This is a genomic window from Kitasatospora sp. NPDC092039 (assembly GCF_044756065.1).
In the GTDB taxonomy this organism is placed as follows: domain Bacteria; phylum Actinomycetota; class Actinomycetes; order Streptomycetales; family Streptomycetaceae; genus Kitasatospora.
The window spans coordinates 1-17,985 of record NZ_JBIVSD010000021.1; the positions used below are offsets into that span (position 1 = coordinate 1).

The window sequence follows — 17,985 nt, forward strand, 5'->3', positions numbered from 1 at the left end:
GACAACATGACCCGCCGTCTCACCGGCGAATCAACACCCACCTGGCGAGGCACCTGAACCCGACATCATGGAACTCACGAGATCAAACGCCCTCTGAGGAAGAGCACGCCTACACCTTGGCCAATCGCAAGGCCTTCGACGCAGCTCTGGGCTGACAAGACGGCGCCTACCCGCCCGCCTCGCTTGTCCAGCGGAAACGCGCGGCCGCGGTCGGCGCGCGCGGCTGGGTACGCAAGGACTCGGCACGGTCTGTCCATAGGGGCGCCGCGCGCTGCTGGGCCTGTCCATCGCACGCGGCACGGCGCGCGGCCGCCGCGCTACCAGCGGGTGAGGTGCTCCCCCAGCGCCCGGCGCAGCAGGGCGAGGGCCGCGTCGGCGCCGGGGCAGCGCAGGGGTTCGCCGCTGGCGGCGTCGGCGACGATGCTGCTGTCGATCAGGGCGGTCCAGGTTCCGCGCTGGACGTCGTACTCCTCGATCCAGCCGACCGGCCGGCCGTCCTGCTGGAGCTCCTGGACGCCCGGGTGGTCGGGCCAGGTGAGGTGGACCAGGCCGTCGCCGAGCGCGGCGCGGTCGGGTTCGCCGAGGCCGCGGGCGGAGGGCACGATCCAGCCGGTCGGGCGTTTGAGGGCCAGTCGCTGCACGCCGGGCATCGCACGCTCGGGGCGCAGCAGCTCGATGTGCGTGCGGTGCAGGACGTCCAGGGCCTGGCCGACGGAGCGGTGGGTACTGGTCCCGCTGGCCGGGTCCGTCAGGACCACGGCGGCCTTGGAGCCCCGGTGCTGGGCGGCGATGTGCCCGGCCTGCCCCCACGGGCCGTCCGGCAGCGGCGCGGTCCAGCCGATCGGCCGGCCCCGGTAAAGCAGCTGGTGGACGCCCTCGGCCTGCGGGTCGCCCCAGGATGCGGCCAGCCAGCCCTCGCCGAAGGTCGGGCTCAGGTCGTCCAGGCGGTCCGGCTCGCCGAACCGGACGCTCGGGCTGGTGCACGCCGCGCGGCGCAGCGCCTCGAAGTCCTCCGCCCGGTGGGCCGGGGCTGCGGGGGCTGGCACCCGTGCGGGCGGCCGGAATTCGGGTCGGTCCGAAACAGCGGGTGCCGCCGCCTGGTCCGGGGCGGGCGCCTTTTCGGACCGGTCCGAAACCGTCGGCTCGGTCGGGGGCGTGACCGGGGCGGGATTTTCGGACCGATCCGAAACTGCCGGCCCGGCGGGTGCCTCGGCCAGGACCTTGGGGTCGACCCGGGCCAGGACGTCCGGGCGCATCAGCATCTCCTCGGCCCGGCGCAGCGCGCGCTGCTGTTCGGTCAGGTCGGGCCAGCGGACCTCGTCGCGCACGGCCTCCGCCGCCTCCCGCTCCCGGGCGCCCGCCCGCGCGGTGCTGCGCCAGTAGGTCTCGTACGCGGCCACCGGATCGTCGTCCACCGTGTCCAGGAACGTGCGGGCGGCCTCCAGGGCCTCCTCGGCGCTGCGCAGCATCTCGGCCCGGGCGCCCTCCAGGGCAACATGGGCAGCGTCGGCGGCGTCGGACTTGGCCTTGTCCCGGGCCGCTTTGGACTTGCACGCGGTCGAGCAGTACTTCGACCGGCGCCCGCGCTTGCCGGGCTCCGGCGCCGGCACCGTCCTCCCACACCCCGCACGCTCGCACACCGCGCCGACCGCCACGTCGAACAGCACGTCAGAGGCACCGGAATTTCGGACCGATCCGTATTTCATCCCCGGATCGTAACCTTGACGATCCCCCAGGTCACAGCCCATTTCGGATCGGTCCGAAACTCCCGGCCGCCCGGACGGCCATCAAGGAACCGGGTTACGGACCGGCCCGAAACTCCCCCTGCTGCTCCTGGTGCAGCACGGCGGGCAGCTGCACCGCTGCTGCTGCACGGAGCGGCGGTGCAGCAGCCGGACGTGTTGCTGCACCAGGCGCTGCTGCACGTTGTCCCGTCGCCGGCCGTAGCCGCCCGCCCCCTTGTCCTGCTACCCGGCGACCCCTTGTCCGGGGTTGTCCCGCGCAACGCCCGGTTGTCCCGCTGCGCATGCGCAACCCACTGCGCAACGGCGCCCTGCGCATGCGGATTCGCACCCGGCACGCACGGCCCGCACCCGCCCTTGCGCATCGTGATCCGGGCGGTTGCGACCCGGATCGCACTGTCGCACCCGGCCCCGGCCGTTGCGCAGCCGGCGGTTGCGCGGGCCGTCGCAATCGCAGCACCCGGCGGTGCAGCACACGCTGCTGCTGCACCGCCGGAAGCAGCAGCACGACCGGGTGCAGCAAGGGTGGCCTTGCTGCACCCGTGACCGTCCGGGTCCCGCACCGGTTGCACCCGGTATGACGACCTCTTCGCTGTCCTGGCTGCCGACCCCCACCTCGCTCGAAGCCGGGCCCGAGCCCGCGCCGCCCGGGGACGAGCTGACCGAGGAGGAGCGCGCCGGCCTGCAGGCGGCCGCAGCGGCCGGGGAGCGGGCAGCGGCCTGGGTGCGGGAGCTGGCCCGCCGGCAGCCGGTCGAGGCGCACGGGCGGGTGCTGGAGCTGACCGCCGACGCGATCGAGCAGACCTGCACCCGCGAGATCATCCCCGGCAACGACGGCGACCTCGCCGCCGAGCTGCGCTACCGCCTGGACGGCGGCGTGCTGCTCGGCGCGACCAACCTGGAGACCGTCCCGGAGCTCACCGGCGGGGAGCGGATCGCCCTGGCCGCCGTCGCCGCCCTCGCCCTGGCGATGCCGGGCACCGCGCTGACCTGGTACGAGCGGGAGCTGCCCCACCTCGCCCAGGTGATGGACAAGGCGGTCGCCGCCGGCCGCGCCGCCACCGCCAGCGGTGCCGGGGCCGCTGGGTGAGTACGGCCAGGCGCCGGGCGCTCGGGCCCGGCGCCGCCCGCGTGCTGGCCGACACCGTCCGGGCGCCCCGTACTCCGCCCCCGTGGTCACCCGCCGCCGTCGAGACCGCCCTGCACACGGTGCTGGAGGAGTTCGAGCAGCGGGCCGAGCCCTGGCGGGAAACCTTCGAGGACCTGGACGAGGACGTCCTCGCCGAGACCGCCGCCGAGGCCCGCGTCTTCGAGACCGATCCGGCCCGCGCCGTCGACGAGCTGGTGCGCGGCCTGTACGGGCAGCTGGCCGACTGGCAGGCCGCGATCGGCGACCTCGGCCGCGCGCTTACCGCGGCCGCGCAGGACCGGCCACTGCCGGAGTGGGCCGCCAACGCCGGACGCACCGAGGACGTCCGCTGGCGACGGGCACGCCTGGCGCTGCTGGAGGCCGTCGCCCGCCACCACCACGGCCACCTGCCCGCCGCAGTGCCGGACGACCGGCCGTGGTGATCACCGGTGCCCGACGCGCGGGAGAATGAGCCGGGTGACCAGCACCCAGCCCCTGCCCCGCGGCATCAGCGCCCTGATCCCGAACGCCCGCGCCAAGGCCACGCCCGGCGAGCTCGCGGCCGCCCAGCTCCTGCACCTGCGCTCCGCGACCGTCCCGGTCCCGGTCCTCGCCGCGGCCGCCGCGCTGATCGCCGCGCAGCTGGAGGACCCGGACCCGGCCACCCGCGAGGCCGCGGTCGCCGTCCACACCCACCTGCTCGCCGCCATCGAGGACGCCCCGCCTGGTGACCCGTCTCAACGAAGTTTGACGAGTCTCAGCGAAGTTTGACCGGGTTGACGCGACCGCACTCCTGTCGCACTCACACTCCGGCTATTCCGGCGTTTCGGGCGGACAGTTCGGAGCGGACGAGTTCGAGGAGGCGCCCTGACCAGTTGCGGCCCCGGCCTGCGTTGTCGCCCCAGAAAGCCGAGTTCATGTCGTCGTAGACCACGGTGGCGTCGTCCGTCGCGAGCAGGACTTCGGCCAGTTCGGGGTGCTGGTGGTACTTGGCGCGCAGCAGCGCGGTCATGACGGCGGTTCGGGCGTGTTCCCAGCCCTCGCGGCGGGGGGCCTGGGCCGCGAGCGTGCGCGCCGCGGCGGCGGTCTGTGCTGTCGCGATCGCCTCTCGGGTCTCGGGATCGTTGACCGATAGGGCCCAGTAGGCGTGGGCGACGGAGGGGTAGTCGGTGTCGGCGACCGTGATCGGGGCAGGGTAGTCGTGGCGCAGGCCGGTCTTGCCGGGGTGGTCCGTCGGCTCTCTGGGGAATGTCTGCGCGAGGTGGACCGCCGGGGCGTGCGAGGTCGCCGGTCCGTCCGCGGAAACGCTGGTGGCCTTCTCCGCTCTCCACTTGGCCCGTTCCTCGAAGTACCCGAGGGCGCTGTCGTAGTCCTCCTGTGAGACCGTGCCGTCGAACGACAGGTAGGTCCGGCTGCCGGGCCCTGCCACCAGGATGCGCAGCGGCCGGTCTTTGCTGTCCATGTCGCCCAGCGCGTAGCGGCGCTGCGTCTCCGGGATCGCGAGGAACGCGGCGCGGGCCTCGGCCCGGTTCTCCTCGGTCCGCTCGGCGAGGAAGACGTCGACGGCGGCCAGGCAGCGGCCGGTCGAATCGGGTCGCCCGTTCAGCTGATCGATGGTGTCGCGGACTTCGGCGACCAGCAGCTCGGGCGTGATCCAGCTCTCCGGCTCGCCGAACTTCCAGGCCGCAAGACCGTGCGCGGAGGCTTTGCCGCCTTCGGGGAAGCTGGTGGCCACCCAGCCGGTGCGCAGCTTCTCCTCGAACTCCTCGACGGTGACCAGGCCCCAGCAGTTGATGAGCCCGTCGGCGTAGATGAAGAGGTCGGTGAGGAAGTAGTGGCCGCCGTTGCGGATGAAGGCGTGGCGCCAGGTGCCGGGTATGCGGACGCCGTCCGCTGTGCGATGGGTGATCCGGTTGCCGATCATCCTGGGATTGTGCCGCAGCACCCACCGCTCGGACCGTGATTTTCCCCGGGCCGTACGCCAGCACCTCAAGGTACCCAGGGGCCGCGGGTGCTGGACCCCGACGGTCAAACTTCGCTGAGACAAAACCGCGCCGGTCAAACTTCGTTGAGACGGGTCACGCGTGAATGCGCGAGCCCGCGTCCCACATGTCCCAGGCAGCGACGCAAAACGCCGTGACCTGGGTAAAAGGCTTGAGACCGTCCCAGCAAAACGGACATTACGGGCGGGCTGGGACAGTGCTGGGACGTGGATGTCTCAGCACCGTCCCAGCCCCTGGTTGTGCGTCCCGGGTCCGGCGGGCGCCCCGGGGGCAGCGTAGCCGGGCCCGGCCCCAGGTCAGTGATCGCCCGGCCGGTAGCGCGATGGCATCCGACGCGCTGCACTCTGCGCACTTCGGAGTCGCAGCCAGCGGACGCCACCGCGGCCGGACAGCGCTGCGCGCGGCGGGGCGGGGCGGAGCGGCCGTCGGAGCGTCCCGCCACCGGGGACCGGTCAGTCCCCGGCCGGGCCGGCGGTGTAGGACAGGCCGCCCTCTCCCAGTGGCCGCCGCCCGTCGCCCGCGGACCGGGTGGCGGGCACCGGGGCGGCCGGGACGGAGAACGGGGAGCCGAGGCGCTCGGCCGGGAGCAGCCGTTCGGTGGACGGTTCGTCGGTCGCGGCGCTCGCGTGCGAGAACGGCTGGGCCAGCGGGCGCCGGGACGGGCGGCCGATTTGAGCATTCATGGCTGACAGTCTGTCACCCAGGGCGCTCTTCCCGGCGGGGCGCTGGGGGCGGACGGTGCGCCCCGTGCCGTAACCCGAACGGCGGCGGCGGGGTTCACCGGTCATGACGAACCTGATCCCCTTGCCCGACGGCCACCACCGCCGCGACGGACTCGGCGGCGGTGACGCGGTGTCGGTCTTCGCCGCCGAGCGGGCCGCCTTCGAAGCCGCCCGCGCCGCCCGGGCGCAGCAGGACCTGGAGGGGGCGGCAGCTGCCGAGCGGGCCGAGGCGCAGTACCGCGCGCGGGTCGAGGCCGCGGTGGGGATCGCGGCGGCCTCGGCCGAGCGCGCAGCCGGGTGGGTGTCGGAGCTGGCCGCCCGGACCGGCAGCCGGCGTCTGGCCGAGTTCGCGGCCGCGGTGCTCGCGTGCGGTCGGGACCTGGACCCCGAGGACGACGAGGACGGCGGTGTAGACGAGGACCTCGCCTTCGTGCTCAGCGGGCAGGTGCTGGTCCGCGAGAGCGGCCTGACCGAGAGCGAGGGCATCGCGCTGGCGGCGGTGGGCGCGATCGCCTTGGCGATGCCCCGCACCATCACCGTCGACAACGACCCGGACGGGCAGCTGCCCGAACTCGCCCACCACCTCGACCGGGCCGTCGCCGCCGGCCGCGCCGCCGACGTGGCACCGCAGGTGGCGGGATCGGCGCCGCACCGGTCGTGAGGGACATGAGCGTCCTGCCGGTGGCGGCGGAGCCGCCCGCCGAGGACCAGGAGCAGCGGGAGCGCGAGCAGCGGCACGCGGTGAACGGGTTGCTCGCCGGGGCGGGCGAGGCGGGCCGGCGGGCGGCCGGGTGGGTGCGCGATCTCGCCGCACGGCAGACCGAGGAGGCGCACCGTACGGTGCTGGGGCGGGCGGCCGACGCGGTCAAGCAGGCCCGCGGGCAGGAGGTCGTGCCGGGCGGGGAGGGTCAGCTGGACGAGGAGCTGGCCTACGACCTCGGCGCCAGCGTGGTCACCGGCAGCCCGCTCACCGCCGCGCTGCCCGAGCTGGCGGCCGGTGAGCGGGTCGCGCTGGCGGCGGTGTGCGCGGTGGGCGCGGCGATGCCCTCGGCGGTGCTCGGCGAGCTGGAGCGCGAGCTTCCCGCCTTGGCCGCCACGATGGACGCCGCCGTCGGGGTCGGCCGCACCGCCGCGCCCGGCCCCGAGGTTCAGCGCTCGACGCCCTGAAGGACGCCGGCCTCGGCGGTGGCCGGGCCGGTGGGGGCCGGTCGCGGGCAGACGCGGGCCTCCAGCCGCTCCAGCTGCTGCGCGCTGTCCCGGCACCCGGCGGCGGCGTCGTCGAGGCCTCGCGCGTCCAGCTCGCGGCCGAGCGCGAGCACGACGTCGCGCAGCCGCAGCAGCGCGCCGCCCGTACGGGTCGGCTCCTGTGCCTGGGCGGGGTTTCCTAGGTTCGGTAGCACAGGGAACCTGGCTTGCTCCGGAAGGGGCCGAGCAGTTGGCGTGCCTGGTCAGCGGCCGTGTTCCCCGTTGTTCGTGCCCAGTTCGGGACCGGCGGCCATGGCGCGCAGCAGCGCGACGGTCTGGGCATCGGTGAGCGTGGTTCCGGTGGCCCGGCGGCGCGCGTCGTCGGCGAGGGCGAGTTCGGCTTCGAGCGCGACCATGGCCGCGGGTGTGTCAGTGATGGGTGTGCCGTCGGCGTTGTGGCCGAGGCAGAGGAGCGGCTCCGGCAGGCGGCCGCAGCGAGAGCAGCGCAAATCGTCGGGGATGGGCTCGGACATCGCGTCTCCTGGATCTGCGCTATGGACAGGGGTGTCCCAGGTCACCCCGAGCTGCCGGGGTCCGACCCGCTGCTGGCGACGGTATCCGCCCGCGCCGGGGCCCGTGGGCTGTTCCGGTCGACATCCCCCCGCTGGCGCGGGCACGGCGCCGCTGGTCGTACGGGCGTGCGACTTAGGATGGCGGGATGTCCGACTCCTCCGGTCTTCCCGAAGACCTGCTCGCTCTCCAGCGCCGCTGGTACGCCGCCGAGGCCGCCTGGTCCGCCGACCCGACCGAGGAGCAGCGCTTCGCGCTCGCCGAGGTCGGTGCCGAGCTGCACGCCCACCCGTACTGGGCCCGGCGGGCAACCGGCACGAGGCCCTGATGAAGTTGAAGCAGGCCGCCCGTCCGGACGCCGCGCAGGAACCGGCGGCCTGACGCCCGCGGCCGGGTTCCGGCACCCGGCCCGGGGAAGGGGTCGGGTATGGGCGATCACGCACACCGGGAGCCCGCCGCTCCGGCCTCGCAGGCCGAGGCCCGGCGGCTGACCGGGGAGCTGTGCGCCGCGATCGAGGAGGTCCGCTCCGCCGTCCCGATCCTGACGGCGCGGGTGCGCGCCGCGCACCGGGCACGGGTGTGGACCGCGCTCGGGTACGGCGGCTGGGCCGCGTACGCGGGCGCCGAGTTCGGGGTGAGCCGCTCAACCGCCTACCGGCTGCTCGACCTGGCGGCCGCGGCCGAGGCGATCGAGAACACCGTCACCCGGCAGGCCGGGCCGCAGCTGTCCCACGCGTGGGACACCGGCCTGGTGCTCCCGGTGCGGGCGGTCGTCGAGCTCAGGGGCCGGATGGCGGAGCTCACCGACCTGATCGCCGAGCGCCTGGCCGACGCCCAGACCGAGGCCGGCGGCGCGCCGCTGGAGCCCGGCCGGGTCGGCGAGATCGTCGCCGGGGCCGTCGCCGAACTGCGCGAGCGCCCGGACGTGCCGGTCGCCGAGCTCGCCATCGCCGGCGGGCCGGACGGGTACGACGCCGAGGCATGGCGGCGCCACGTCACCACCGGCCGGACCCTGGTCGCCGCGCAGCAGCGCAGCGACCGGGCTCTGGGGGAGGTCGCCCTGCGCCTCGCGCCCGCGCACCTCTGCGACCGCAGCGCTCTGCCCGTCCTGACGGTCTACGCCGACGACGTCGGGGAGGACCCGGAGCTGTTCCTGGCCTGCCGCCGGTACGTCATCACCGGCGACCGGCGCGCCGTCGAGGACGACTACCGCGGCCGCCGGGCCCGCGACTTCCTCGCCCGGCACGGCGAGTCACGGTGAGCGCCAGCCGCACCCTGGCCCGGCGCGGCACCGTCACCCCGGCCGGCATGTCCGTCCCGAGGACACGGCTTACGGGGCTCATGACGGCAGACGCCGGCCAGGCCGGATCCAGGTCAGGTCCAGGGCGATGCCCTTGAGTTCTTCGGGTGCCGCGACGGCGACGGTCTGGTCGCCGATCTCGACCAGCGCCGCGAAGAAGCCGCTGCGCGTGGCCGTGCGGGCGGTGTGCTCCTGTCCGTCAAGACGCAGCAGCGCCTGTCCGGGGGTGGCCGGGGCGGGGTTCAGGAGGGCCTCGGCTGATGCGCGGGGGTCGAGTTCGCCTTCGTCTTTGAAGTTGGAGATCGCGTTGTTGAGGACGTCCTCCAGGCGCGTGCTCGGCTTGACCCGGAAGTGCTCTGGTGCCGGCCGGGTGGTGCGTACACGGACGCGGTAGGAGCGCTGGTGGGCGTAGTCCAGGTCGACGTCGGTCAGGTAGCCGTCGATTCCTTCGCGGCCGAGCAGGGTCGTCCACCCGGGCTCCGGGCGGGCCAGGGCCGCGATGGGTCGGCCGAACTCGCGCAACGTCTCGTCGTGGGTGGGAACGGCGTGCCTGGGCTGGTCGGCTCCCGGCGGGATGCGGAACACGGTGCTGTCCTTCCTGACGGGTGGGGCTTGTCCTGGCAGCCTGTCAGCACAAGCCCCACGCCGTTGGCGGTTTGCCGGATCAGAAGATGGCGTAGTGGACGATCACCGCGCCCGGTGCCGGGTAGCAGCTCGACCCGTCGTCGAGCGTGGCGTAGCTGGTGCTCTCGACCCAGGCCATGCCGTTGCTGGGCGACAGGCCGGGGACGTGCTTGTCGCCCTTCCAGCTCTGGCGCTCCAGCAGGCCGGAGGGTCCCCAGTGCTGGTGGCTGACGCCGCCGGAGTCGGACAGGCCGACCTCCCAGTAGTAGAAGATGGCCCGCTGGTTGGGGTTGAGGGTGAACCCGGTGGAGATGTCGACGCTGAGGTTGCCGACCGCGTTGCCGGACAGCCAGGCGGTGCCGCACTGCGGGTTGTAGTAGTCGCTGTAGTCGTCCGCGACGTCGTGGCCGGTCGACGTGGCGGTCGGCTTGATGCCCCACCGCGCGGCGGCGAGCTGCTGGGCTGCGGCGTCCTCGGCGACGGTGGCGTTCTTCTTGACGGAGTACTCGAAGCCCTGCGGGCTGGTCTTGATGGCGTAGCCGTTCGCCTCTGCGACCGCCTTGTCGTAGCCCTTGAAGAGCATCCCGACCTCGATGCGGTCCACAGACGGCTGCGGCGCGGTGGTGTCGGCCGCAGCCACCGGCGCGGTCGCGGCCAGGGCCGACGCGGCGAGCGCCGTAGCAGCCGCTGCCGTCGCGAGCTTGCGAAGCATGATGGTGTCCCCTCCCCTGGCGGCCCCAGCGGCCGCCTACGAACATCCATCCACGCCCCGCACGCCCGCGTCGTTCGCATCACGACCACTGTCCAGAACCATTCGCAAGCCGTCCGAAACTGCCAGGTACAGAACAACAGGGTGGCCCAGGGCCTGGACAGGTCAGCGCGCAGCGCCGGGCTCTGGGGGAGGTCGCCCTGCGCCTTGCGCCCGCGCACCTCTGCGGCCGCAGCGCCCTGCCCGTCCTCGCGGTCTACGCCGACGATGTCGGGGAGGACCCGGAGCTGTTCCTGGCCTGCCGCAGGCACGGTGCGCGCCGCAGGCCGCACTTCTGGCTCGGCGCGGCACCGTCCCCCCGGCCGGCGCGTCCGTCCCGAGGACACGGTCTACGGGGGCTCATGACTGCAGACGCCGGCCAGGCCGGATCCAGGTCAGGTCCAGGGCGATGCCATGCGGCCGCCACCCCGGTCCGCGAGGCGGTGAACGCCCGGCTCCGCCCGTAGATCCCGCGCCCTGGCAGGTGAGCGGTCTGTGTCGGCCCCGGAGCGAGCGCACGCGGTTGGCCAGTACCCAGCTGCGCCTGGAGGCTCGCGGAGGGGCCGGTCGCCTGCCGAGTCGCGGTGCTCAGTGCGAAGCCGGTGACGGGGTGGGAGGCATCAGGCAGGGGGTCCTGACCCGGAAGAGGAGAAGTCCTCCAGTCGTGGTCTCAACCGTGACCATGTACCGGCTCGATTCCTGGGAGGCGTCGAGAACGGTGTCCACCTTGCCGTCGGTGGTCTCCCGGTAGCCATCAATCTTGAAGCCTTGCTGTTCGAGCATTGCGCGAACCTTGCGGACGGCCTCGGGGTGCTGTTCAAGCGGGGCGGAGCTGTAGACCGCGTACGCCAGCTTGTACCGGCCGTCGTTGCGGACCTCGTCGTTCTTACCGACACAGTTGCTGAATTTCGGCTCGGCACTGCCAGCGTCGAGGGGGGCTCCGGCGGTCTGCGCCATGTACTCGGTCATGTGCTGCGCCCAGTCCTGGGCGTCCTGGCGGGCCTTGACGGGGATCGGATCGTTGGGACCGGGTGTGGACATGCATCCTCCGAGGATGAGGGGCAGAAAGAGTGCGATGGCCGCGGCCCTCAGGCGTCGGGCCTTGAGAGGGCGTGCAGCGAGTCGTGGCAGGTGGAACGGCACAGTGGAGTCCTTGCGGCCGGTACAGGATGGGGACCGAGCGGCCGGGCTGTGATTGGCCCGGCGCCGGTTGTTACGGGGGAGGCGGCGGGGCGGGGTGTTCCTTGGGAACCGTGGTCGGCTGCTTCCCGACGATGATGCGGCCCTGGTTGTCGAGGCTCTTGCTGCCGGCGTCCCAGTACCCGCTGTGCCCCGAGGTGTCGGTCTGGATGTTGTTCCCGCCGAACGGTCTGACCATCGGGTCGTCGCCGAGGGTGAGTTCTGTGGCGAGTTCGATCGGGTCGTCTGCCGCCCGGCCGGTCCAGAAGTGGGCCGGGTCGATGTGGAGCTGGTCGGCGCGCTGGACGGTCATTCCGGGGCTGGCGATGGCGACGATGTCGTCGGCCCCCAGTCCCTGTCCGCCGGCGGCAGCCGCACCGACAAGGGTCGTCCCGTAGCTGTGGCTGAACACTGAGAGGTGGCTGTGGTGGTCGCCCTGGGCGACCCGCGTGCCCTGGGTGAACTGGCGCAGGGCCTCGGCTCCGTCCTCCGCCCGAGTGGTGCCGGCGATACCGACGTTGGCTTCTTGCAGGACCGGGATCTCGGGTGCGTCGTATCCGAGCCACGAGATCACGGAGACCTTCTGGTTCGTCCCCTTCGACGCCTCCTTCGCGGCCTCCTGCATGCTGTTGATGCGTTCGATCTGGCCTCCCGTGCTGCCGACAGTGGTCCCGGTCCCCGGCACCATGACGGCAGTGTGGTCAGCGGTGTCGGGATTGCCCATCGCGATGACCGCCTTACCGTCTCCGCTGTAGGACTTGGAGTCGTACGAGAGCAGGAACAACTGCTTGTCCTCGGCCGTGCTGTCGTGCTGGTCGAGCTGCTCCTTGAGCTTCATCAGGTTCTGCTCGCGGAGGTTGTACTCCCCCTCGTCGATTCCGCTTCCACGCGCGGTACCGGACCTCAGCCTGTCCAGCTCCTGGTCGAGGGCCAGCCGGTTCGCCTCGTCCCGGACCGTCGCGGGCAGGCCGTCCAGCTGGCCGACCTTGTCCGGGTAGAGCGCCAGGTAACTGCTCTGCTGCTCCGGGGTCAGCGACTTCCACCAGTCCGCGGACTTCTGCGGGTCCTTGTTCTCGGGAACGTACGGATCGGCGAGGCCGAGATCCTTCGCCACGTCCTTCACGTCGGCGGCGGTCTCGGCGACGGAGCCGAACGTCCTGGGACTGGTCAGGATGTCGGCGTCGAGGCGGCCGAGGGCGATGTCACCTTTGTCGCTCGCCTCCTTCGCATCGGCCAGTGCCTTGTTGATCCGTTCCTGCGCCTGCGTGCGCAGGGTCTCCAGCGACTTGCGTTCGGGGTTGGACGCGGCTTCGGGGTCGTTCTGCTCGCCCTTGCTCAGCGCCGGCAGATTCACGATCCCGTCGGCACCGACGGTCAGCCCCCACTCCTCGGCGCGGTGCACGGCGTTCTTCAGGTTGGTCTGCGCCTGGTACATCCGGTCGGCGACGGTGTCCAGGGCGAGTGCGGCAGCGGCGGACTCGACCCGCACGATCTCCAGGATCTGCTCGTTCCGGCCCAGGGTGTAGAAGGCCTTCTGCGCATCCTCCCCCTCCCAGTTGCCGTTCCTCAGCGGGGCGTTCACCTGGCTGCGGTGGCGGGTGTCGGCGGACTGCGCCCCGTTGGACAGGGCGCGCCAGGCCTTGGCGGCTTCGTGCAGTCCGGTTGGGTCGAAGCGGAGCAGTAGCTCGTACATGCTCACTGGCCCGGCTTCTCCCATGCTTCGCCGATGTGCTGCTTCTGCCAGACCTCGGCGTTGGCGTTCTCGTTGTTCGTGTAGGCCTGCGCCGTGGCGGTGAGGTTGTCGGCCGTCTTCGTGAGGCGGTCGCTGATACCCGCCAGCACCGGTGCCCAGCTGCCGGCCACCTGGTTCAGCCGTGCGGCCACCGCCCACCCGGTCAGCTGGCTGGCGGCCGTCTGACTGGCGGTGACGGCGGCCTGGCAGGGCTTCGCGAAGTCCTCGCCGATAGCCCGCGCCGCCCCTGCGGACATGCGGATTTCACCCGGATCGACCTTGAGATGCCCCACAGCACTCCCCTCCCGACAACTTTCAGTCAGCAGGAATCCTATTCAGGTAACCGACTGACCCCTATCCGTAGAGATACTCATTCGCTATCAGGTGATTTGCCACGTTATAGCTGTATGAGGCTTTTGCAGCACCTACATTCCCTGCCGGACCGGTCGAAGCGGTCGTTCAGCGGTCAGCGCGGACACGCCGGCGCCGGGACGGCAGCCGCTCAGGCCGGAGCGGGAGGCGCGGCCCGCCAGGGCTCCATCTACGAGCGCCGTAGGCCCGCCGCCGCTCCGGCTGGCCGGCGACCGCCGAGCAGCTGCGCCAGCCGCACGGCGGCAACGCCCTGATCAAGCAGACCCAGAAGCGCCTGACCCGCCAGCACACCGAGGGCCTGTTCGGGCTGCGGGGCCGTCGCGGGTCGCGTTCACTGCGGTCGGTGCCGAGCTGTACGCCCACCCGTACTGTGCCGGGACGGAGAACCGGCACACGGCGGAGATGAAGCTCAAGCAGGACGGCCGCCCCGACGACGCCGTCTCTGCGGCCTGACCAGCCACCCGACCGGCAGCTCGGCCCCTCAGCCGCCGCAGCGCCGCTTCGGCTTCCCGGCCATGCTTCCAGCATCGTGCGCCAGCGGTCCGGGGCGGCGGCGGTCGGCCTCGCCGACCGCGATCGGGGACTTCACGGGCCGTACGGGACACCCGGGGTGCTGCTCGACTCTTGGCCGTCCGTCCGCTGTCCATCGGCCCGGAGAGGAGTAGTGGGCGTCCCGGGGGGCGGTTGTCCCTTCCGCTGAGCAGCGCGGATGCGGGACAACCGGCACTGTCCCGGATCAACCTCCGGCACAACCTGCGGGGCAACGCCCAGGGCAACGTCCGGGGCAACGCCTGTGGCAACCTGCGGGGCAACCACGGACCCGGGGCCGGCGACGAAGACCGGTGGCTGTGCGACCTCGGTCCGGCCTGGGCACCGCCCGGACGCGGACGGCTTCGCCGGGACGCGAGAAGACCACCAGGGCCCCGCAGGGGTGAACCCCCGGCCGTCCGGACCGTCACCCGCCAACCGCACCTCCACCTACCAGCGATCCAGGGAAAAGGGGATGGACAGAAGAGGGTTGGCGCCACGCCCCGCACCCCTTGCCCGGGGCCGCTGACCAGCCGCAACGCGAGCAGCGGCGGGATGGCCATGGGGGTGGCGGCGGGCCGGTTGTCCCGGCCGGGCGAGGCCTCGCCCGGCCGGCCCGTGCGGTGGTCGGCGGCGGCCTAGTCGCCGTCGTCCGGTCCGGGCGCGGCGAGCAAGGTGGTGGTCATCAAGGTGGCCTTCCGTCAGGACAGAGCCAGCGCGGCGCAGTGGCCGCGGGCACGGCACCCGGACCAGCGCCCGGGTGCGGCCGACCCTGCACACCACCCCTTGTCCGCGGCCTGACCCCACCCCCTTGTCCGAGCCTTTGACCAGCCCGCTTGTCCCGCCCGGATTGCCCTGGTCAAGGGCCTTGTCCTCCCGGTTTGTCCGTGACCGGAATCATGCTCCGACCCCCTCGTCGCAACCGGCCGGGGTCAGTGCGGTTCACCGGGCATGACGTTCCCTCACCCCGCGCCGGCGGGCCCCACCGAGCCGGGTACCGCCGCGCTCGTCCACGGTGCGGTCATCATCAACACCGTGGAGACCGCCTGGCAGGAGATCCGGCGCCGCCACCCGGACGTGCCGCATCTCTCGGTCACCACCGCAGGCGGCGACGGGGCGGACCCGACCCGCTGCGCGACCCTGCGCACTGGCCGAGAGTTCACCCGCGACGGGGCGCTGACCATGGAGCTCCAGTTCTCCCCCGCGGCGTTGCGTCACGGAGGCCGGGCCAACCTGCAGGCGCTGCTGCATCACGCCGCGCACGGCGTGGCCCGGCGGCGCGGCGTGAAGGAGGTGAGCAGCGGCTACCGCTGGCACAACAAGCACTTCGCGCGGATCGCCCGCGATCTCGGGCTCACCCCGCCGCGGCGCGCGACCCCGGTGGTCGGGATGGCCGACTGCCGGCTCAGCGATGCCGAGGCCTCCCGGTGGGACGAGGTGATCGCGCTCCTGGACGCGGCGGCGGGCGCCCAGCTGGAGGCCCTCGTGCAGTCCACCGCCGCCCCGCGCAGTCCCCGCTCCGGCAGCCGGTTCGCCGTCGTGTGCGCGGAGTGCTCGCCGCCCCGGCGGCTCCAGATCACGCCCTTCGCCTTCGACCAGGGACCGCTGCTGTGCGGGGTGTGCCTGACCAAGTTCCGGCCGGCACCGCCCACCGGGTGACGGTGCCCGGGGCGACCCGTGCGTCAGGCCGCGGTGGCTGTTCCTCAGCCGTCAGAGGTCCTCCAGGTAGGCCTGGTGGACGGTGCGGGCGGCCTCCTGCGCGGTGGCGCGCAGGGCGGCCTGCTGGGTGACCGGGTCGCCGAGGAAGTAGCCCGCGTACACCGCGACCCAGCCGTTGCCGCCGTCCAGGCCGCGCTCGACCCAGCCGACCGGATGGCCCTCGCCGAGTACTACCAGGACGTCCGGTTGGACCGTCCAGCCAGCCAGCGCCCAGTTGTAGCCGAACACGCCCGCATCGAGCGGGATGTGGACGTCCATGCTGCGGGGCAGGCCGCGCTGCAGCGGGTCGCGCGGCACGGTCACCGTCCGGTCCGGCTCCGCGGGGGCGGGGGCGGGGGCGCTGCGCTGGGCGAGGTGCCGGTCGACCAGGTCGCGCAGCCCCGCCCCGCCGGCCGGGGTTTCTCCCCGGGGCGCAGCGGGCGCGGTTTCGGCGGGCCCAGCGGTGGGCGCTGTTTCACCCCGGGGGGGAAGCGGTCGCCGACGGGCCCTTTTCGGCGGGGTGGGTAGCGCGTCGTCCCGTGGTCGTTTCTCCCCGGGGGGATTGGACGGCGGGTCTGCCGTCCGGATCCGGGACGGCGGCTGCGGGGCGGGCAGCGGGCACGGCGGCCGCCGCCGTCCCGGCCGCCCCGGGGGTGGCGCCGAGGCCGGGCCGGGTTTCGCCCCGGGGCGTTTCTGCGGGCTCCGGGGCGGGTTGTCCCGCCGTCTGGGCCTGGGTGGGGTGGTCGGCGAGCAGCCGCTCGGCCAGCTCCCGGTGGCGCAGCATCACCGCGGAGGCGGCGTGGAGGGCATCGCTGACCGCTTGGCGCGCAAGGGCGGGGTCGCTGTCACGGGCGGCGCGGTCGAGCTGGAGCACCAGCAGCCGGTCGTGCCGGGCGAGCTCGTCGCCGAGGGCGATCAGCTCGGCCGCCACCGGGTCGTCGGCCAGCCCGTCGGGCAGTCCCGTTTCGCCCCGGGGCGTTTCGGAGGCTGCGGCGAGGGCCTTTTCCTGCTTCTCCTTCTCGCGGGCGCGGTCGGCTTTCGACGAGCACTTCTTCGAGCAGTACTTCGGCCGGCGGCCCTTGCCGCTCCACGTCAGCTCCGTGCCGCACACCGTGCAGGTCGGGCCGCCGAACAGCGTCGGCTCGACCACCGCATTAACCCCCGGGGAGAAACTCATGATCGGGATGCTAGCCCTCCGACCAGCATGTTTTCCCCCCGGGGTGATTCGGGCAGCGCGCGAGCAGGCTGCTCACCACTGCGAACTTCGGGCGAGGTCGCGGAGGTGGCAGTACTCGGCGGCGGCCAGGGCATCGAGGACGGCGGCGAGCTGCTCCGGGGTGTGGTCGCCGTCGGGGGCGCTCTCGGCGACGGCCAGGGCGAGGTCGAGGTGGTCGGCGACCTCACTGCCGCCGTGGAGGTAGCCGTCCTCGCACGCGGCGCGCAGCCGGTGCGCCCAGCCGCGCCACGGCACCACATGGCCGTCCACCACCGGAGTGCCGCAGGGCAGCCAGAAGCGGAAGTGGTCCGCGATGATCTTCAAGGGCGGACGGTGGTCGAGCATCGTCCCGCACCGCTGCCGGTCCCCGTCGTCGAGCGGGCGCAGGTTGTGACGGCCGCCGAAGGACCAGCTGCTGGTAAGGCCCGCGCTGTGCCACTCGCAGGTGTAGATCACCCACTCGACTCTGCGGGCCCGACGCCCGTAGCGGACCGTGGAATGGGTCGCGCTCTCGGCGCAGTGGGTGACGCGGCGGAGGTTCGAAGGCACCCCCACACGATCCCGCACCCGGCAGCCGCCACCGGGCGAGCCCGCCGGGTCAGGGCGTGTCGCCAGCCCAGTCCCAGCGAGACGGAGCCCCCGGCCGGGGCTCGTAGTGCGCGCGCCCGCCCGCACCGTAGCGGCCGATCTCGGTGGACAGCGCCGCGCCGTCGGCGAGTTGGTCGGCGCTCCAGCCGGTGACGTCCAGAAGCAGTCCGTCGAGCGGACCGCCGACGAGCTCGCAGTAGGTGTGTCCCGGTCGCGGGCCGGGGTCCGGGTCGTCGTGGTCGGCGCCGTAGACCCGGCCCCGCAGCAGTCGCCGGGCTGCGGCCCGTCCCGCCACCGGCGCCGAGCCGGCACGGCCGGGAGAGCGCCCTCGGCAAGCAGGAGGCGCACCTGGGCGGTGGCGGCGCGCGCCGGCTCCAGCACGGCCGCGGCCTTGGGGCCCAGCCGGCCGAGGAGCTGCAGTAGCGCGTCGACGGCGCCGAGGGTGTCGGCCGCGCCGGACGGTGCCCAGCCGTCGGCCGCGACCTGTTCGGCCAGCTCGCACACGACGTCACTCAGCGCCTCGCTCCGGTCGTTCAAGGCACCCATGTCCGGGTCAACGATCCGGGCCCGGGCCGGGTATCGGCCGGTCCGCGGCAGCGGAACAAACGAGGCGGGTCCGGCCCCGCTGGTCAGGAGCCGGACCCGCTGG

At 73.3% G+C, this 17,985-nt stretch carries 22 protein-coding genes; 8 read left to right on the forward strand and 14 right to left on the reverse strand.

The genetic code is table 11. The features are described from left to right. Positions 1-317: 317 nt before the first annotated feature. Positions 318-1,667, reverse strand: a complete 1,350-nt coding sequence (locus ACIQI7_RS31935) for a hypothetical protein (RefSeq protein ID WP_401116843.1) — start codon at positions 1,665-1,667, stop codon at positions 318-320. A 652-nt stretch (positions 1,668-2,319) separates the two neighbouring features. On the opposite strand from ACIQI7_RS31935, the gene ACIQI7_RS31940 reads away from it, so the two are divergent. Genes ACIQI7_RS31940 through ACIQI7_RS31950 form a run of 3 tightly spaced genes read left to right on the forward strand, consistent with a single transcriptional unit; the run spans position 2,320 to position 3,642 of the window. Then, positions 2,320-2,832 (forward strand): hypothetical protein, encoded by a 513-nt coding sequence (locus ACIQI7_RS31940; protein WP_401116845.1) that lies wholly within the window; start codon positions 2,320-2,322, stop codon positions 2,830-2,832. Next, positions 2,829-3,314, forward strand: a complete 486-nt coding sequence (locus ACIQI7_RS31945; RefSeq protein ID WP_401116847.1) for a hypothetical protein — start codon at positions 2,829-2,831, stop codon at positions 3,312-3,314. The genes ACIQI7_RS31940 and ACIQI7_RS31945 overlap by 4 nt, the downstream gene beginning before the upstream one ends. A gap of 34 nt (positions 3,315-3,348) precedes the next feature. After that, on the forward strand, positions 3,349-3,642 hold the full coding sequence (locus tag ACIQI7_RS31950; RefSeq protein WP_401116849.1) for a hypothetical protein: 294 nt from the start codon (positions 3,349-3,351) through the stop codon (positions 3,640-3,642). A 31-nt stretch (positions 3,643-3,673) separates the two neighbouring features. On the opposite strand, the gene ACIQI7_RS31955 is transcribed toward ACIQI7_RS31950, so the two are convergent. After that, the gene (locus tag ACIQI7_RS31955; protein ID WP_401116851.1) at positions 3,674-4,795 is read right to left on the reverse strand and encodes an NADAR domain-containing protein; all 1,122 of its coding nucleotides are present in this window, start codon (positions 4,793-4,795) and stop codon (positions 3,674-3,676) included. Between the two features lie 531 nt (positions 4,796-5,326). Then, positions 5,327-5,557 (reverse strand): hypothetical protein, encoded by a 231-nt coding sequence (locus ACIQI7_RS31960; RefSeq protein ID WP_401116853.1) that lies wholly within the window; start codon positions 5,555-5,557, stop codon positions 5,327-5,329. Between the two features lie 103 nt (positions 5,558-5,660). On the opposite strand from ACIQI7_RS31960, the gene ACIQI7_RS31965 reads away from it, so the two are divergent. Together ACIQI7_RS31965 and ACIQI7_RS31970 are read left to right on the forward strand one after the other, a co-directional pair. Beyond that, positions 5,661-6,257, forward strand: coding sequence for a hypothetical protein (locus ACIQI7_RS31965; protein ID WP_401116855.1), 597 nt, complete (start codon positions 5,661-5,663; stop codon positions 6,255-6,257). Positions 6,258-6,262: 5 nt separating this feature from the next. Further along, a complete protein-coding gene (locus tag ACIQI7_RS31970; RefSeq protein ID WP_401116857.1) occupies positions 6,263-6,763 on the forward strand; it encodes a hypothetical protein in 501 nt (166 codons plus the stop codon). On the opposite strand, the gene ACIQI7_RS31975 is transcribed toward ACIQI7_RS31970, so the two are convergent. Both ACIQI7_RS31975 and ACIQI7_RS31980 read right to left on the reverse strand, forming a co-directional pair. Beyond that, positions 6,745-6,996 carry a hypothetical protein gene (locus ACIQI7_RS31975; RefSeq protein WP_401116859.1) on the reverse strand — a complete coding sequence of 84 codons (252 nt, stop codon included), beginning with the start codon at positions 6,994-6,996 and terminating at the stop codon, positions 6,745-6,747. The two genes, ACIQI7_RS31970 and ACIQI7_RS31975, sit on opposite strands and share 19 nt — an antisense overlap. Positions 6,997-7,044: 48 nt before the next feature. Further along, positions 7,045-7,314, reverse strand: a complete 270-nt coding sequence (locus tag ACIQI7_RS31980) for a hypothetical protein (protein WP_401116861.1) — start codon at positions 7,312-7,314, stop codon at positions 7,045-7,047. A gap of 185 nt (positions 7,315-7,499) precedes the next feature. Here ACIQI7_RS31980 and ACIQI7_RS31985 point away from each other — a divergent pair, with 185 nt between their 5' ends. Both ACIQI7_RS31985 and ACIQI7_RS31990 read left to right on the forward strand, forming a co-directional pair. Continuing rightward, on the forward strand, positions 7,500-7,679 hold the full coding sequence (locus tag ACIQI7_RS31985; RefSeq protein ID WP_401116863.1) for a hypothetical protein: 180 nt from the start codon (positions 7,500-7,502) through the stop codon (positions 7,677-7,679). A 99-nt stretch (positions 7,680-7,778) separates the two neighbouring features. Beyond that, a complete protein-coding gene (locus tag ACIQI7_RS31990; RefSeq protein ID WP_401116865.1) occupies positions 7,779-8,612 on the forward strand; it encodes a hypothetical protein in 834 nt (277 codons plus the stop codon). 78 nt (positions 8,613-8,690) lie between these two features. Here ACIQI7_RS31990 and ACIQI7_RS31995 read toward each other — a convergent pair whose 3' ends face one another. The 5 genes from ACIQI7_RS31995 to ACIQI7_RS32015 all read right to left on the reverse strand — a co-directional run bounded on the left by ACIQI7_RS31995 (position 8,691) and on the right by ACIQI7_RS32015 (position 13,227). Beyond that, positions 8,691-9,236 (reverse strand): hypothetical protein, encoded by a 546-nt coding sequence (locus ACIQI7_RS31995; protein ID WP_401116867.1) that lies wholly within the window; start codon positions 9,234-9,236, stop codon positions 8,691-8,693. A gap of 79 nt (positions 9,237-9,315) precedes the next feature. Next, positions 9,316-9,987: a hypothetical protein gene (locus tag ACIQI7_RS32000; RefSeq protein ID WP_401116869.1), complete on the reverse strand. Its 672-nt coding sequence runs from the start codon at positions 9,985-9,987 to the stop codon at positions 9,316-9,318. Positions 9,988-10,611: 624 nt separating this feature from the next. Next, on the reverse strand, positions 10,612-11,064 hold the full coding sequence (locus ACIQI7_RS32005) for a hypothetical protein (protein WP_401116871.1): 453 nt from the start codon (positions 11,062-11,064) through the stop codon (positions 10,612-10,614). A gap of 172 nt (positions 11,065-11,236) precedes the next feature. Beyond that, complete coding sequence (locus ACIQI7_RS32010; protein WP_401117120.1) at positions 11,237-12,895, reverse strand: alpha/beta hydrolase; 1,659 nt, start codon at positions 12,893-12,895, stop codon at positions 11,237-11,239. Between the two features lie 2 nt (positions 12,896-12,897). Further along, the gene (locus ACIQI7_RS32015; RefSeq protein WP_401116873.1) at positions 12,898-13,227 is read right to left on the reverse strand and encodes a hypothetical protein; all 330 of its coding nucleotides are present in this window, start codon (positions 13,225-13,227) and stop codon (positions 12,898-12,900) included. A gap of 1,558 nt (positions 13,228-14,785) precedes the next feature. On the opposite strand from ACIQI7_RS32015, the gene ACIQI7_RS32020 reads away from it, so the two are divergent. Then, positions 14,786-15,493 (forward strand): hypothetical protein, encoded by a 708-nt coding sequence (locus ACIQI7_RS32020; protein WP_401116875.1) that lies wholly within the window; start codon positions 14,786-14,788, stop codon positions 15,491-15,493. Between the two features lie 51 nt (positions 15,494-15,544). On the opposite strand, the gene ACIQI7_RS32025 is transcribed toward ACIQI7_RS32020, so the two are convergent. From ACIQI7_RS32025 to ACIQI7_RS32040, 4 genes are all read right to left on the reverse strand, one after another. Next, a complete protein-coding gene (locus ACIQI7_RS32025) occupies positions 15,545-15,856 on the reverse strand; it encodes a hypothetical protein (protein WP_401116877.1) in 312 nt (103 codons plus the stop codon). A 151-nt stretch (positions 15,857-16,007) separates the two neighbouring features. Continuing rightward, positions 16,008-16,709 carry a hypothetical protein gene (locus ACIQI7_RS32030; protein WP_401116879.1) on the reverse strand — a complete coding sequence of 234 codons (702 nt, stop codon included), beginning with the start codon at positions 16,707-16,709 and terminating at the stop codon, positions 16,008-16,010. Positions 16,710-16,781: 72 nt separating this feature from the next. Beyond that, positions 16,782-17,297 (reverse strand): hypothetical protein, encoded by a 516-nt coding sequence (locus tag ACIQI7_RS32035; protein WP_401116881.1) that lies wholly within the window; start codon positions 17,295-17,297, stop codon positions 16,782-16,784. Positions 17,298-17,346: 49 nt separating this feature from the next. Beyond that, a complete protein-coding gene (locus tag ACIQI7_RS32040) occupies positions 17,347-17,631 on the reverse strand; it encodes a hypothetical protein (protein ID WP_401116883.1) in 285 nt (94 codons plus the stop codon). Positions 17,632-17,985 lie beyond the last annotated feature (354 nt).